The organism is Agrobacterium rubi TR3 = NBRC 13261 (assembly GCF_000739935.1).
Lineage (GTDB): Bacteria > Pseudomonadota > Alphaproteobacteria > Rhizobiales > Rhizobiaceae > Agrobacterium > Agrobacterium rubi.
Genome location: NZ_BBJU01000011.1, coordinates 35,697 through 49,668, shown reverse-complemented (window position 1 = coordinate 49,668; position 13,972 = coordinate 35,697). Strand labels below are relative to the sequence as shown.

Sequence of the window (13,972 nt, the reverse complement as noted above, 5' to 3'; positions counted from 1 at the left end):
GCAAATGGATCACATGAACACACGCGCCTCTTTTCAACCCTCGCTCAAGCTCGTTCGTCTCGAAAATGGCGCTGGTATTGACCTGCCAGCCTATGAGACGAGTGGCGCCGCCGGCATGGATTTGCGCGCCGCCGTTCCTGCTGACGAACCGCTCACTCTGAAACCCGGCACCCGCGTACTGGTGCCCACCGGCTTCATCTTCGAAGTCCCCCAAGGTTTTGAGGCACAGATTCGCCCACGCTCTGGCCTTGCCATCAAGAACGGCATCACCTGCCTCAACACGCCGGGAACGGTGGATAGCGATTATCGCGGCGAGGTCAAAGTCATCCTCGCCAATCTGGGCCAGGAGGATTTCGTGGTCGAACGCGGCATGCGCATCGCACAGATGGTTATCGCACCCGTTACGCAGGTGGCAGTATTCGAGGTCATGGAGACCTCTGATACTGCTCGCGGCACCGGCGGTTTCGGCTCCACCGGCGTTTGATACGTCACAACCGCCCGCAATTTTCTGCGCGGCATAAGTGAAATTGTTCACTTCTTGTTCTTGTTTTATCATTCGCGTTGTGCAAGGTTGCATGGGCGGACACTTACACGCTTGATTGCGTGTTTTCTAAAGTCCGCCTGTTGGGGGCTTACATGGTTGCGCGCGTCAATACGGTGGCATTTCAGGGCATAGAGGGTGTGCCCGTCGAAGTTCAGGTCATGGTTGCGCCGGGCAAGGTCGGCATGCAGATCGTCGGCCTGCCGGATAAAGCCGTGGCCGAAAGTCGGGAGCGGGTGCAAGCTGCTCTCCACGCCTCCGGGCTAGCGCTTCCTGCCAAAAAGGTCACCGTTAATCTCGCGCCCGCTGATTTGCCCAAAGAGGGCAGTCATTTTGATCTCCCCATCGCGCTCGGGCTGATGGCCGCATTGGGTGCCATTCCGGCGGAGGCACTCAACGCCTATGTCGTTCTGGGTGAGCTTAATCTGGATGGCACAATCGGTGCCGTGTCCGGCGCTCTTCCCGCTGCCATCGGTGCCAATGCGCAGGGCAAGGGGCTCATCTGCCCGGCAGACAGCGGCGGAGAAGCCGCATGGGCGGGTGCCGAGTTCGATATTCTGGCACCTCGCAGCCTCATCGCGCTCGCCAACCATTTTCGTGGCACCCAGCGCCTGTCACGCCCGCTTGCCGCAATCCGCGCCAATCCCGCCAACCTGCCTGACTTGGCCGATATCAAGGGGCAGGAAAGCGCCAAGCGCGCGCTAGAGGTAGCGGCTGCCGGAGGACATAATCTCCTGATGGTCGGCCCACCCGGTTCGGGAAAGTCCATGCTGGCCTCGCGGCTTCCCTCCATCCTGCCGCCGCTCTCGGCTGCGGAATTGTTGGAGGTCTCGATGGTCCATTCCATCGCCGGTCAACTCTCCGGCGGCAAGCTGTCGGACCGCCGCCCGTTCCGCACCCCACATCATTCCGCGACAATGGCAGCCCTCGTCGGCGGCGGCCTGCGCGCCAGACCGGGAGAGGCGTCGCTTGCCCATCACGGCATTCTCTTTCTCGATGAATTTCCTGAATTCTCACCGCAAGCCCTAGATGCGCTGCGCCAGCCTTTGGAAACCGGCGAATGCATCATCGCCCGTGCCAACCACCGTGTCAGCTACCCCGCCCAAATCCAGCTGGTTGCGGCCATGAACCCTTGCAAATGCGGCATGGCAGGCGAACCAGGCTTCACCTGCGCCCGTGGCCCGCGTTGCGTGACGGATTATCAGCAGCGCATTTCCGGCCCGCTGATGGACCGTATCGACATCCGTATCGAAGTCCCCGCCGTCTCAGCGGCAGACCTCATCCGCCCCATGGCCGCCGAAGCCAGCGCAGATGTCGCCAGACGCGTGGCGCGCGCGCGAGACTTGCAACAGGACCGCTTTGCCGCCGCAGGCTTCACCGGCATCCGCACCAATGCCCGCTGCTCCACCGCCCTTATCGAAAAATTCGGTGAACCCGATGCCCCAGGCCTGCAACTGCTCCGCGACGCCGCCGAAAAACTAAAGTTCTCCGCCCGGGGCTACCACCGCATCCTGAAAGTCGCCCGCACACTGGCCGATCTGGACGACAAGGCGACCGTCACCCGCATTCATCTGGCGGAAGCCATTTCCTATCGGATAGCAGGGGAGCGACTGACGGCGGCAGCTTGAGAACGTTTTATCAAAGGATCGCAGATTTACACTGGGTCCTTGAAAACCGCCTCGATTCGGTGGCCGTCAGGATCGATCACGAAGGCCGCATAATAGTTGGGGCCGTAGTGAGGTCGAAGTCCTGGTGCGCCATTGTCATCGCCACCGTTAGCAAGGGCGGCTTGATAAAAAGCGTTAACGGCTTCACGACTCGGCGCTGTAAAGGCGAGGTGGAATCCATTCCCCGGCGGGCTGTAACCATCATGATGCTTGAGCGCAAATTTGTCGCCACTGCCCGGAAGCCCGTAGCCGACGGCCTGCCCCTGCTCCCCTTCTCTGATATCGGACCAGACACGCACATACCCAAGCATTGAGAGGGCAGCATCGTAGAAAGCTGATGCACGCTTTATATCTGAAACGCCAAGGGAGAGGTGATGAAGCATAGTCGGTTTGTTTCTCAATGATGAACCGGCCATGCATAACAAGTATGGCGGGTTTTAATATCAGAGCCCCAATCCCTCAAACAGTGCCGTCGACAAATACCGTTCCGCAAACGACGGAATGATCACCACAATAGTTTTGCCCGCATTCTCATCCCGCGCGCCGATCTTGATAGCGGCGGCGAGGGCTCCGCCGGAGGAGATGCCGACGGGGACACCCTCAAGGCGGGCGACGAGGCGGGCGGTTTCGAAGGCTTCGTCATTGGTGACGGTGACGATTTCGTCGTAGATCTTGGTGTCGAGCACGGCGGGCGCAAAGCCTGCGCCGATGCCTTGAATCTTGTGCGGGCCGGGGTTGCCGCCTGAAAGCACAGGGCTGTCGGCGGGCTCGACGGCGACGACCTTGATCTCCGGTTTGCGTTCCTTCAACACTTGGCCGACACCAGTAATCGTGCCGCCGGTGCCGATGCCCGAGACGAAGATGTCAACATTGCCATTCGTGTCGTTCCAGATTTCCTCGGCTGTTGTCTTGCGATGGATTTCGGGGTTGGCGGGGTTTTCGAACTGCTGGGGTATAATGGCGTCGGGCAGCGTTTCGGCCAGTTCATGCGCCTTGGAAATCGCGCCCTTCATGCCTCTGGGGCCTTCGGTCAGCACCAGTTCGGCACCCAAGAGCGCCAGCATTTTGCGGCGCTCGATGGACATGGTCTCGGGCATCGTCAGGATCAGCTTGTAGCCCTTGGCGGCGGCGGCAAAGGCCAGCGCAATGCCGGTGTTTCCGGATGTCGGCTCGATCAGCGTCGTCTTGCCGGGCGTAATCTTACCCTGGGCTTCCAGCGCTTCGATCATGGCAACGCCGATGCGGTCCTTGACCGAGGCGATGGGGTTGAAGAATTCGAGCTTTGCCAAAATGGTCGCTTTGACGCCTTTTTCAGCCGCCAGCTTGTCGAGCCGTACCAGAGGCGTATCGCCGATCGTCTCGGTGATCGAGGAATAGATACGTCCGCGTCCGGGTTTTCTGGCTTCTGTCATGGCATGCTCCATTGTGCAAACAGCAGGAATTGGCCGCAGAATAGGAGGAATAGCATTTCGATTCCAGAGAATGAATGTGCGTATATAGAGATATTCAGGGCATAAAATTCTATGGGCGCATCATTTATTGGAGCCTAATTCTCAAGTTGCCCGCGTCGCGATCATGGCGGCGGTACCAGCCAGAATGCCTGCCGCGGTCCGGTTGAGGATGGTCAGCGCGCTGGGACGCTTCAGCAAAGTCCGCGCCTTTGAGGCCAGCAGAATATAGGGCAGAAGCACCGCCATTAGCACGGTGAAGGTGACCGCAAGGAGGGTCGCGTATTCACTGGTACCAATCAGCCGGATATCGATCAGCGTCGGTACCAGCGCCACGTAAAACAGCATGGTCTTGGGGTTGCCCAGCGTGATGAACAGGCCAGACAGAAAAGACATTCCAATGCTGGTGCTCTTTTTGGCTTGCAAATCCTGCGGCAGAAGCCCCGCAGTCCACAGTTTCCAGGCGATATAGAGCAGATAGGCGGCGCCAGCGAATTTCAGAACCATGAAGGCTTCCTGAAATGTCTGCGCCACGAAGGCGAGGCCGAGAATGACGGCGGTCAGGTAGACCATGTCGCCGAGAACCAGACCGAGCCCCATGAAAAACGTTTCGCGAAACCCCGAGCCCAGGGCACGGGCGACGATGGCCGTCATGCCGGGGCCGGGGATGGCGGCGGCGATGAAGAGAGCGGTGGCGTAAGTCAGAAGTGTTGCAATGGTCACGACGGTGTCCCCCGAAAATCGTAACGTCGATATAGCATGGGGAACGGGCAAGAAAAGAGCCCTTGCGAAAACGACAAAGCCCGGCGCGTGGCCGGGCTTTGGAAGAGTTCACTCGAAAGAGTGATTACAGGAACGGACGGTCAGGCATGTCATCGATGCTGATGACGCCGTCGTTGTTCTTGTCGAGGCGTGTGAACATTTTTTCACCGGCGGCGGTGAACTCGGCCTTGCTGATCTGGCCGTTGCCATCGGTGTCGACCATGGAGAACATGGCATTCACCCGGCCACCCGGACGCTTGCCACCTTCGCGGCCTTCATGCTTGCGGCCTTCGTGGCGCTTGCCGTCACGCTCTGCGTGTTCCGGGCCGCCCTTTTTGCCATCCATGCCTTCGGCATTGGCGCGCTCTGGACGTGGGTTGGCGGCGCGGAAAGCTTCCATTTTGGCTCTGCGGAAATCGCGCATTTCCTTCGGCGTGATGGAGCCATCCTTGTTGGCGTCGATCTCGGTGAAAAGCGCATCCTGGCGGGCGGCGAACTCTTCCTTGGAAACCTTACCGTCCTTGTTGGTATCAGCCGTCTTCAGCAGATAGACATAGGCCAGTTCAGGGCGCATGGGCGGGCCATCTCTGCCGGGGCCACGGGGTGCTGCCATGGACATGGGTGCTGTTGTGCTGAGCACGAGGGCCGCTCCAAGAGCAGTGAGCGCAAATTTTCGAATTGTCATGGTCTGTACCTTTCAAATGCTGTCCCTGATTGAAAGGTAGTGAGCCGATGGTGCCTTCACCACTTAAACATCAGTAATGTGCATGACAAATCGGTAACCTCACTCAGCCTGACGTGTGGGGCAGGGCCTTCAGAAAGCCTGTCAGATCATCGGTGATGAAATCGATGTGCTCGTCGCTCGTTGCCGGAATTTCCCAGCGCTCCATGACGATGCCTTCGAGATTGCGCGGCACCAGAAGCACCGTCTTCATGCCCAAAGCCTTCGGTGCCACAAGGTTTCGCGGCAGGTCCTCGAACATGGCGGCCTTGGTTGTGTCCAGCTTGGCAAGTGCGGCGAATTTCTCATAGGTCGCGCTGGCGGGCTTGGGCAGAAAATCGGCGGCGACGATGTCGAAGATGTCCTCGAAGTGATCGAGAATGCCCAGCGCGCCAGCGGCTGCCTGCGCATGCGGCACGCTGCCATTGGTCAGAATGAACTTGCGCCCCGGCAGTGCTTTGATCGCCTCACCCAGGTCCGGGTTGGGCAGAAGTGCTGAATAATCGATCGCATGCGCGCGTTCCAGAAAGGCGTTTGGGTCAATGCCGTAATGGATCATCAGCCCCTGAAGCGTAGTGCCATGCTCGTGGTAATATTGCTTCTGAAGCTTGCGCGCTTCGTCCGGCTCGAGCTGCAACAACTCGGCGACATAGGCCGTCATGTTCTTGTCGATCTGCGAAAACAGGTTCACCTCGTGCGGGTAAAGCGTGTTGTCGAGATCGAATACCCATTCGGTCACATGGGAAAAGTCGGCAGGGGTTGGTTCATTTTTCGGTTTCGTGCTCATGGCCCCTTATGCCCTGTCGTTAGCACAAAGAAAATCGAAAAGGCGACGTTCCAGCCGCTTTCCGACCTTGGGGCGCAAAGCTGGGGCGTGATAATCGTTGAGGCATGGAACTCTGGATACCCATCACCATCGCCGCTGCCTTCATGCAGAACCTGCGCTCCGCCTTGCAAAAGCATTTGCAGGGCTCGCTTGGCACGCGTGGTGCCAGCTTCGTGCGCTTCGGTTATGGGTTCCCGATTGCCGTCATGTACGTCTTGGCTCTGCATTTCGTGGCGAAGCAGATTTTCCCGACCTTCAGCGCGCCATTTTTCATCTGGGCGGTTATCGGCGGTCTGGCACAAATCTTTGCCACCATGCTGCTGGTGCACCTGTTTTCCCTGCGCAACTTCGCCGTCGGCACCGCCTATTCGAAGACGGAGCCTGTGCAGGCGGCTCTGTTCGGTTTCGTCATCCTCGGTGAAAAGCTGACGCCGGGTGCTGTCGGAGCGATCATCGTCGGCGTCATCGGCGTGATGACGATATCGATGGCGCGCATGCCGCTGTCTTGGCGAAATACTGTAACGGCACTGACCAGCCGCACCGCGCTGATCGGCATCGCTTCCGGCGGGGCCTTCGGCATATCGGCGGTGGCTTATCGAAGCGCGTCCCTGTCGCTGCAGGGGACAGGGCCGATCATGTCTGCGGCGGTGACGCTCGCCTGCGTCACGACCTTCCAGACGGCCTTCATGCTGGTATGGATGGCGTGGAAGGACAAGAGGGAGATCGTGCAGGTTCTGGTGACGTGGCGCTCATCGGCTCTGGTCGGCATCGCAGGTGTGCTGGGCTCAGCTGGCTGGTTCACGGCGATGACGCTGCAACAGGTGGCTTACGTTCGCGCATTGGGCCAGATCGAACTCGTCTTCACCTTCATGGCGTCGTGGTTCCTGTTTCGCGAACGGGTCAACGCCATGGAGCTTGCAGGATGCCTGCTGATCGTCAGCGGCATCCTGGGTTTGCTGTTCTTGTGATCAGGGAACGATGAGCGTGCCAGCACCTTCGGTAAAGATTTCCAACAGAACCGAGTGCGCCGTCTTGCCGTTGAGAATAACGACACCCTGAACGCCTGCCTTGATGGCCTCGATGCAGGTCTCGACCTTGGGGATCATGCCGCCGGAAATCGTGCCGTCCTTGATCAGCGCACGCGCCTGCGACACCGTCAGTTCCTTGATGAGTTCCTTGTTCTTGTCGAGAACACCTTCGACGTCGGTCAGGAACAGCAGGCGGCTGGCATGCAGCGCACCGGCAATGGCACCGGCAAAGGTGTCGGCGTTGATGTTGTAGGTCGCACCATCACGGCCAGGAGCAACCGGCGCGATGACGGGGATCATCTCGGATTTGGCGAGAAGATCGAGCAGGGTGCGGTCGACTTCCACCACTTCGCCGACGAAGCCGAGATCGAGAACGCGCTCGATATTGCTGTCGGGATCGATGACAGTCTTCTTGGCCTTTTCGGCAAAGACCATGTTGCCGTCCTTGCCGCACAGGCCGATGGCCCATTCGCCGGTCTGGTTGATGAGGGCGACGATTTCCTTGTTGATCGAACCGGCCAGAACCATCTCGACGATCTCGACCGTCTTGGCATCGGTCACGCGCAGGCCACCTTCGAATTTCGATTCGATACCCATCTTGCTCAGCATCGCGCCGATCTGCGGGCCGCCGCCATGGACGACGATGGGGTTGATGCCGGACTGCTTCAGAAGGGCAATGTCCTCAGCAAAGGCACGACCGAGCGCCATGTCACCCATGGCATGTCCGCCATATTTCACGACGATGGTCTTGTGCTCGTATTTCTGCATGAAGGGCAGGGCTTGCGCCAGAAGTCGAGCCTGCATTTCGCTTTCGGAAGTCGTCATGGAAAATAACCTCGTCATTGATTGCCGCGCTTTTAACCCAAGTTTTTGACGGATGAAACAACGGACCGCCGCGCAAGGGCAGAAAATTGAAACGTGATCGCATCATTCATGAGCAGCGATTGACATGGAAGACCAATCAGACCAGCTTTGACGCAGGGAGATGTGCGTCGGCCAAGGGGTTGTGCCGCGCCACAAGCCAGGAGTTCGATGACGAATGACCTTGCCGGATCGGGAGAAGCCCAGCGGTTTGCGCGACGAGGTGCTTGCGGGCGAATATGTGCTGGGAGCACTGACAGACGACGCGCGTGCATCGCTTGCCAGACGCATCAAGACGGACCGTCAGTTTGCGGCCATGGTGCGGCGTTGGAAAAACGGCCTTGCCGAAAATGACAGGCAGGAGCGTCGCGCCTTTTCGTCCTATCTGAGGGACGCGTCCATGGATCACGCCCTGCGCAGGCCCCACGACAAGCTTCACCGCAGCATTTACGGGCGGTTTTCGATCATATCGGCATTGTGGAATTCGGCGCGCTTCTGGCGCTTGACGACGCTGGCAGCTATGCTTTGGGCCCTGGTGCTGCTGTTTCCGGTGGCCTGAACAGGCACGGGAGTGAGGTGACCGAGGTCACCCCATCCATTCTCAGATGACGCCGACCGTCTTGCAGATTTCAGCGCGAAGAAGGTCTAGCCCTGCGGATTTTTCCGACGATGTCGCGATAACCTCTGGATAGGCTGCGGGACGCTTGCGGATTTTCTCCAGCGTCTCGTTGACTACGCGTGGAACGCCCACATCCTTGATCTTGTCGGTTTTGGTCAACACGACCTGATAAGAGATTGCGGCCTTGTCGAGGATTTTCAGAACATCCTCGTCATTGGCCTTGATGCCGTGACGCGAGTCGATCAGCACATAGACGCGCTTCAAGGTCGCGCGGCCACGCAGGTAATCGAACACCAGCTTCGTCCAGGCATCCACATGGTCCTTTGGCGCCTGCGCATAGCCGTAACCCGGCATATCAACGAGTGCCATCGGCGGAAGATCGCCAGCCTCGCCGGAGTAACCTTCAGGCACGAAGTAGTTCAGTTCCTGGGTGCGGCCCGGCGTGTTGGACGTGCGCGCCAGCCCCTTATGGCCGACGAGCGCGTTGATGAGCGAAGACTTGCCGACATTGGAGCGCCCGGCAAAGGCAATCTCCGGCGGACCTTCGGGCGGCAGGAACTTCATGGCGGGCACGCCGCGAATGAAAATCCAGGGGCGTCCGAAGAGCGGCTTTTCCGTCGCAGACTGGCCGCTTTTGATGTCGCCGGTCATTTGGTTTCCACCGGCTTTCGTTTGAACAGGGCCTTGATGTTGTCGAACAACTCGATCTTGGCGCCATGGCGCTTCATGATCACGGCCTGCTGCGAAATCGACAGGGTGTTGTTCCACGCCCAGTAGATGACGAGACCGGCAGGGAAGGACGCCAACATGAAGGTGAAGATCAGCGGCATCCATGTGAAGATCATCGCCTGGGTCGGATCTGGAGGCGTCGGGTTCATCCGCATCTGCATGAACATGGTGATGCCCATGATGATAGGCCAGACGCCGATCATCAGGAAGTGCGGAACGTCGTAAGGCAGAAGGCCGAACAGGTTGAAGAGCGAGGTCGGATCGGGCGCAGACAGGTCGTGAATCCAGCCGAAGAACGGCGCATGCCGCATTTCGATGGTGACATAGATGACCTTGTAGAGCGCGAAGAACACCGGAATCTGCAACAGCATCGGCCAGCAACCTGCGACAGGATTGATCTTCTCTTCCTTGTAGAGCGCCATCATCGCCTGCTGCATGGCCATGCGATCGTCGCCATGCTTGGCTTTGAGCTCCTCCATCTTCGGCTGCATGCGCTTCATGTTGGCCATGGATGCATATTGCTTGCTGGCCAGCGGGAAGAACAGAAGCTTGACGACGATGGTGGTCAGAAGGATGGCGACACCGAAGTTGCCGATATGACGGAAGAAGAAGTCCATCAGTTTGAACATCGGCTTGGTGATGAAGTAGAACCAGCCCCAGTCGATCAGAAGATCGAACTTCGGAATGCTGTATTCAGCCTCGTAACGGTCGACCAGCGGAACTTCCTTGGCGCCTGCAAAGACGAGGTTCTTCAATTCGATCAACTGGCCCGGAGCAACGGTCACTGCGTCAGCGCGGTAATCGGCCTGATAGCGTGGCTGGCCATCCGTGAAGTGGGTGTAGCGGGATTCGACCGGAAGCGCCTGCGGCGGAACGATGGCTGCTGCCCAATACTTGTCGGTTATACCAAGCCAGCCACCGGTCGCCTTGGGCGATGTGAAAGGCTTTTCCTCGACGTTCTTGTAGCTTTCTTCCGCCAGACTTCCGTCTGCGCCGGCAACGCCGAGAAAGCCTTCAAAAATGACGAAAACGGGAGGCGTTGCAGGCTTGTTGTTGCGGGTGATGCGGCCGTAAGTCGAAAACGAGATCGCCTCCTGGCCGGGGTTCTCCACCTTGTCTGTGATCGTGATCATGTAGTGATCATCGATGGCCAGCGTGCGGGTGAAGACAACGCCCTTGTCGTTGGTAAAGGTCAGCGCAACCGGCGTCGTCTCAGTCAGCTTGGAACCAGAAGAGGCGGTCCAGACGGTGGACGGGCCGGGAACGGTGCCGATGGCCTCACCGGCGATGTAGCCGAGTTCGGCAAAGTAGCCGTCACGGGTGTCGGAGGGCGAAAACAGGGTGATGAGCGGGCTCGAGTCGTCAACCGTCTCATGGTAATCCTTGAGGCGGATGTCGTCCAGACGCGCGCCTGTCAGATTGATGGAGCCCTGAATGGCGTTGGTTTCGATCTGAACGCGCGCAGACTTTGCAAGCGATTCGTCACGCGAAACGGTGGCTGCCTGCTGGCCCGTGGTGCCAGGCAGGGTGCCTGCGGGCGCCGTCGTGCCGGGGGCGGCGTTCGTTGTTGTTTGCTGGGTCTGCTGCGTCGCCTGCTGCGCTTGACGTGCCTCTTCGGCGCGGCGCTGCTGCTCGATGCGCGGGTTCATATACAGGAACTGCCAGGCTAGCACGATGACAACCGAAAGGCCTATCGCGATGAAGTAGTTGCGGTTTTTTTCCATCATTCTTTCCTGGAGCGGGTCTCCCGGGAGCGGCCTGATTTCGCGCGTCCCTCGATCCGCTCTGTGAGCAAGTGTTCCAGTACGGCAAATTCGGTCTTCAATACGTCCCTGCGGGCGACAATCACATAGTCAAGTCCGGGCTTCATGGAAGACCCAGCTGAAAGCCTGACGGCTTCCTTCAGACGGCGGCGCATGCGGTTGCGTTCAACCGCGTTTCCCTGCCGTTTCGTTACGGTGAAACCGACCCTGGGAGCGGTTTCGGGCTGCTTTCGATCCAACACTTCGAGAAGGAAGGTGCTGCCTCGTCTTTTTTCTCCTGCTTGGACAGCAAGAAACTCCGGTCGGTTTTTCAACCGACCGGGTATGTGTCTATCATGCGTCATATGCCACGACTTTCATCGGGCTTAGGCCCAATTAGGCCGAAAGACGTGCGCGACCGCGTGTGCGGCGAGCGGCAAGAACCTTGCGACCGCCGGCAGTTGCCATGCGGGAACGGAAACCATGACGACGCTTGCGAACAAGCTTGGATGGCTGGAAAGTACGCTTCGACATTTATTTAATACCGCGGGGTGCGGCCCTTCTTGACTTTGCCCCTTATGGGACAAGAGCGTTTCGATTGACGTTCAGACCATCAGCACAAGTGGAAAATGCCCGAACGTGCGGGCTTATAAGGGCTTACGGGCTGGAAAGTCAATCGCTGACAGTCAATCCTGTGCCGCGCCGTCAACCGCACGGGGACAAGTTTGCCATCTCTCGCGTGCCAAGCCCGGCGTTAAGGTCTTCATTTCAAGCATAAAGCAGTGAACCCTCAATTCGAAATTATATTTTAAGAATGGAAAGATAAATCTTGTCATGACGAACTGTGTGTTCGTCTGCGTTCTCACATGTGTGTGAGGGGGGCATTTTGGAGGGGATTACGCAGTGAGAATTCGGGGAAAGATCAACCTTCTTGTGGGGCTGTTAAGCCTTGTCGCATGCACGATCGGCGGCCTGTCGATCTATGCCGTCAAGGAGTATCAGACGCAGGTCGTGGCGCTTGACGCCATTGCCGACCGTGCGCGTCGTGGCGAAACCTTGAACAGGCTTGTGACCGCCGTGGTCATGGAATCACGCGGTATCTACGCCGCCAAGGACAAGGACGCGGCTAGCAAATTTGCCGATGGCCTGACCAAGAGCCTCAACGACATGGACACGTTGTTGAAGGAGTGGAAGCCACAGGTCCCGGCCAGTCAGGTCACCGCCTTTGCCAATCTCGAAAAACGTTTTGCGGATTTCCGCACCTTTCGCACTGAAACGGCGCGTCTGGGGCGTGAGGTCAGCCCACAGGATGCCAATACCCAAGGAAACAATGAGGCCAACCGTGAAAACCGCAAGGCCTACCAGGCCGACATCGATGCTGTCGTGAAGTCCGACCTTCAGGAACTGACCGCAGTCAAGGCGCGCATCGAAAGCTTCGGCGAGATGATTTTCCTCGTCGTCGCATTCGTGACGGCTGGCGGTGTGATTGCCGGTTCCGCCCTCGGTCTTTATATAGGCTCCAAAGAGCTGAGCGCGCCTATCCTCAAGGTTTCGAACGCCATGAACTCGGTCGCCGAGGGCAATCTGGAAACCGACGTTCCCTATCTCGGACGCAAGGACGAGATCGGCGAGATGGCAACGGCCGTCGAAGTCTTCAAGCGCAACGGTCTGGAAGTGCGCCGCATGAACACACAGGAAACGGCCATGCGCGCCAAGAGTGACGACTTGCAGGCCGGTATGGCCGAAGTCGTCAGCGCTGCTGCTGCCGGTGATTTCACCAGCCGCATCACCAAGGATTACGGCGACGACAATCTCAATCGCTTTGCGACGAACATCAACGCGCTGCTGGTCAGCGTCGATACAGGGGTGACCGAGACCGGTCGCGTCATCGAAAGCCTGGCGCAGGGCGACCTCACACAGACGATGAACGGAAACTTCCACGGCGTCTTTGCCGATCTTCAGTCGAATGTGAACGAGACCTTCGCCAAGCTCAAGGGCACGATTTCGGAAGTGCGCGGCAGCACCGAAAGCATCAACGGCAACGCCAACGAACTGCGCTCTGCCGCAGACGACCTGTCCAAGCGCACCGAACAGCAGGCCGCAGCCCTGGAAGAAACGTCGGCTGCCCTCGACGAGATCACCGCCGTCGTGCGCAACTCGACGGCACGCGCTCAGGAAGCCAGCGCCATGGTCTCCGAAACCAAGGAAAAAACCACCGAATCTGCCAAGGTAGTGCGCGACGCGGTTGCCGCGATGGGTCGGATCGAGCAGGCCTCGCGTGAAATCAGCCAGATCATCAACGTTATCGATGAGATCGCCTTCCAGACCAACCTGTTGGCGCTGAATGCCGGCGTGGAAGCGGCGCGTGCGGGGGAAGCCGGCAAGGGCTTTGCCGTGGTGGCGCAGGAAGTGCGTGAGCTTGCGCAACGCTCGGCCAACGCTGCCAAGGACATCAAGACCTTGATCAACAAGTCGGGCGATGAGGTCGGACATGGTGTGACGCTTGTCAAGCGTACTGGCGAAGCACTGGACGAAATGGAAACCCGTGTGCTGGGCATCAACGATCATATCCATTCGATCGCAACAGCTGCCAAGGAGCAATCCACAGGCCTTCAGGAGGTCAACACCGCCATCAACCAGATGGATCAGGTCACGCAGCGCAATGCGGCGATGGTGGAAGAAACTTCGGCTGCGACGCATAAGCTGAGTGGTGAGGCAGAAAACCTGGTGTCGCTGGTGGGGCGTTTCCGCCTCGGAAACGAAACGGGTTCGGCCTCTTCCTATGGCGCGCCATCGCACAGGCCAGTCGCAGCATCGGCGCGCTCTGCTCCCGTTGCGTCTCCGGCCCGCAAGATGATGGGAAATGTCTCGCGCGCCTTCAACGGCAACGCCGCTGTCGCTCAATCCAGGGACGAGTGGCAGGAATTTTAAGCGTTAGCGAACCGAAACGATCCGAACGCCGCCAGAGATGGCGGCGTTTTCGTTTGCAAGTGGCCTCGTCGTGCTTTTGGAAAAGGGATGAAAAACC

General features: G+C 58.7%; 15 protein-coding genes. 5 read left to right on the top strand and 10 right to left on the bottom strand.

Annotated elements, in window-relative coordinates; translation table 11 throughout:
• Positions 1-13 precede the first annotated feature (13 nt).
• Both dut and RRU01S_RS09185 read left to right on the top strand, forming a co-directional pair.
• Positions 14-484 carry a dUTP diphosphatase gene (gene dut / locus RRU01S_RS09190; protein WP_045230010.1) on the top strand — a complete coding sequence of 157 codons (471 nt, stop codon included), beginning with the start codon at positions 14-16 and terminating at the stop codon, positions 482-484.
• A 152-nt stretch (positions 485-636) separates the two neighbouring features.
• The gene (locus RRU01S_RS09185) at positions 637-2,169 is read left to right on the top strand and encodes a YifB family Mg chelatase-like AAA ATPase (RefSeq protein WP_045229978.1); all 1,533 of its coding nucleotides are present in this window, start codon (positions 637-639) and stop codon (positions 2,167-2,169) included.
• Positions 2,170-2,195: 26 nt separating this feature from the next.
• On the opposite strand, the gene RRU01S_RS09180 is transcribed toward RRU01S_RS09185, so the two are convergent.
• The 5 genes from RRU01S_RS09180 to RRU01S_RS09160 form a co-directional block, all read right to left on the bottom strand.
• Positions 2,196-2,591 carry a VOC family protein gene (locus RRU01S_RS09180; RefSeq protein WP_045229977.1) on the bottom strand — a complete coding sequence of 132 codons (396 nt, stop codon included), beginning with the start codon at positions 2,589-2,591 and terminating at the stop codon, positions 2,196-2,198.
• Between the two features lie 60 nt (positions 2,592-2,651).
• Positions 2,652-3,620 carry a cysteine synthase A gene (cysK, locus tag RRU01S_RS09175; RefSeq protein ID WP_045230009.1) on the bottom strand — a complete coding sequence of 323 codons (969 nt, stop codon included), beginning with the start codon at positions 3,618-3,620 and terminating at the stop codon, positions 2,652-2,654.
• Positions 3,621-3,761: 141 nt separating this feature from the next.
• Positions 3,762-4,379, bottom strand: coding sequence for a LysE family translocator (locus RRU01S_RS09170; RefSeq protein ID WP_045229976.1), 618 nt, complete (start codon positions 4,377-4,379; stop codon positions 3,762-3,764).
• 124 nt (positions 4,380-4,503) lie between these two features.
• Entirely contained in the window at positions 4,504-5,103 is a 600-nt protein-coding gene (locus tag RRU01S_RS09165) for an EF-hand domain-containing protein (RefSeq protein ID WP_045229975.1), read from the bottom strand.
• Between the two features lie 103 nt (positions 5,104-5,206).
• The gene (locus RRU01S_RS09160; RefSeq protein WP_045229974.1) at positions 5,207-5,926 is read right to left on the bottom strand and encodes a pyrimidine 5'-nucleotidase; all 720 of its coding nucleotides are present in this window, start codon (positions 5,924-5,926) and stop codon (positions 5,207-5,209) included.
• Between the two features lie 104 nt (positions 5,927-6,030).
• Here RRU01S_RS09160 and RRU01S_RS09155 point away from each other — a divergent pair, with 104 nt between their 5' ends.
• Positions 6,031-6,933, top strand: a complete 903-nt coding sequence (locus RRU01S_RS09155) for an EamA family transporter (protein ID WP_045229973.1) — start codon at positions 6,031-6,033, stop codon at positions 6,931-6,933.
• Here the strand turns inward: RRU01S_RS09155 and argB are convergent, their stop codons facing one another.
• Positions 6,934-7,818 carry an acetylglutamate kinase gene (gene argB / locus RRU01S_RS09150; RefSeq protein WP_045229972.1) on the bottom strand — a complete coding sequence of 295 codons (885 nt, stop codon included), beginning with the start codon at positions 7,816-7,818 and terminating at the stop codon, positions 6,934-6,936.
• Positions 7,819-8,032: 214 nt separating this feature from the next.
• Between argB and RRU01S_RS09145 the strand changes: the two genes are divergently transcribed.
• The gene (locus tag RRU01S_RS09145) at positions 8,033-8,413 is read left to right on the top strand and encodes a hypothetical protein (RefSeq protein ID WP_045229971.1); all 381 of its coding nucleotides are present in this window, start codon (positions 8,033-8,035) and stop codon (positions 8,411-8,413) included.
• Positions 8,414-8,455: 42 nt separating this feature from the next.
• Here RRU01S_RS09145 and yihA read toward each other — a convergent pair whose 3' ends face one another.
• From yihA to rpmH, 4 genes are read right to left on the bottom strand one after another with little or no spacing between them, the layout of a single operon-like run.
• Positions 8,456-9,124, bottom strand: coding sequence for a ribosome biogenesis GTP-binding protein YihA/YsxC (gene yihA / locus RRU01S_RS09140; RefSeq protein ID WP_045229970.1), 669 nt, complete (start codon positions 9,122-9,124; stop codon positions 8,456-8,458).
• Positions 9,121-10,926: a membrane protein insertase YidC gene (gene yidC, locus RRU01S_RS09135; protein WP_045230008.1), complete on the bottom strand. Its 1,806-nt coding sequence runs from the start codon at positions 10,924-10,926 to the stop codon at positions 9,121-9,123. Before yidC ends, yihA begins: the two co-directional genes overlap by 4 nt.
• The gene (rnpA, locus tag RRU01S_RS09130; protein WP_045229969.1) at positions 10,926-11,309 is read right to left on the bottom strand and encodes a ribonuclease P protein component; all 384 of its coding nucleotides are present in this window, start codon (positions 11,307-11,309) and stop codon (positions 10,926-10,928) included. The genes yidC and rnpA overlap by 1 nt, the downstream gene beginning before the upstream one ends.
• Positions 11,310-11,340: 31 nt before the next feature.
• Positions 11,341-11,478, bottom strand: coding sequence for a 50S ribosomal protein L34 (gene rpmH, locus RRU01S_RS09125; RefSeq protein WP_042616368.1), 138 nt, complete (start codon positions 11,476-11,478; stop codon positions 11,341-11,343).
• A gap of 369 nt (positions 11,479-11,847) precedes the next feature.
• Between rpmH and RRU01S_RS09120 the strand changes: the two genes are divergently transcribed.
• Positions 11,848-13,875: a methyl-accepting chemotaxis protein gene (locus tag RRU01S_RS09120; RefSeq protein ID WP_045229968.1), complete on the top strand. Its 2,028-nt coding sequence runs from the start codon at positions 11,848-11,850 to the stop codon at positions 13,873-13,875.
• Positions 13,876-13,972 lie beyond the last annotated feature (97 nt).

What these genes read in the sequence shown, in the direction of transcription:
- dut (WP_045230010.1), top strand. Translation starts at nt 14, where the DNA reads ATGAACACACGCGCCTCTTTTCAACCCTCGCTCAAGCTCGTTCGTCTC.
- RRU01S_RS09185 (WP_045229978.1), top strand. Translation starts at nt 637, where the DNA reads ATGGTTGCGCGCGTCAATACGGTGGCATTTCAGGGCATAGAGGGTGTG.
- RRU01S_RS09180 (WP_045229977.1), bottom strand. Translation starts at nt 2,591, where the DNA reads ATGCTTCATCACCTCTCCCTTGGCGTTTCAGATATAAAGCGTGCATCA.
- cysK (WP_045230009.1), bottom strand. Translation starts at nt 3,620, where the DNA reads ATGACAGAAGCCAGAAAACCCGGACGCGGACGTATCTATTCCTCGATC.
- RRU01S_RS09165 (WP_045229975.1), bottom strand. Translation starts at nt 5,103, where the DNA reads ATGACAATTCGAAAATTTGCGCTCACTGCTCTTGGAGCGGCCCTCGTG.
- RRU01S_RS09160 (WP_045229974.1), bottom strand. Translation starts at nt 5,926, where the DNA reads ATGAGCACGAAACCGAAAAATGAACCAACCCCTGCCGACTTTTCCCAT.
- RRU01S_RS09155 (WP_045229973.1), top strand. Translation starts at nt 6,031, where the DNA reads ATGGAACTCTGGATACCCATCACCATCGCCGCTGCCTTCATGCAGAAC.
- argB (WP_045229972.1), bottom strand. Translation starts at nt 7,818, where the DNA reads ATGACGACTTCCGAAAGCGAAATGCAGGCTCGACTTCTGGCGCAAGCC.
- RRU01S_RS09145 (WP_045229971.1), top strand. Translation starts at nt 8,033, where the DNA reads ATGACCTTGCCGGATCGGGAGAAGCCCAGCGGTTTGCGCGACGAGGTG.
- yihA (WP_045229970.1), bottom strand. Translation starts at nt 9,124, where the DNA reads ATGACCGGCGACATCAAAAGCGGCCAGTCTGCGACGGAAAAGCCGCTC.
- yidC (WP_045230008.1), bottom strand. Translation starts at nt 10,926, where the DNA reads ATGGAAAAAAACCGCAACTACTTCATCGCGATAGGCCTTTCGGTTGTC.
- rnpA (WP_045229969.1), bottom strand. Translation starts at nt 11,309, where the DNA reads ATGACGCATGATAGACACATACCCGGTCGGTTGAAAAACCGACCGGAG.
- rpmH (WP_042616368.1), bottom strand. Translation starts at nt 11,478, where the DNA reads ATGTCGAAGCGTACTTTCCAGCCATCCAAGCTTGTTCGCAAGCGTCGT.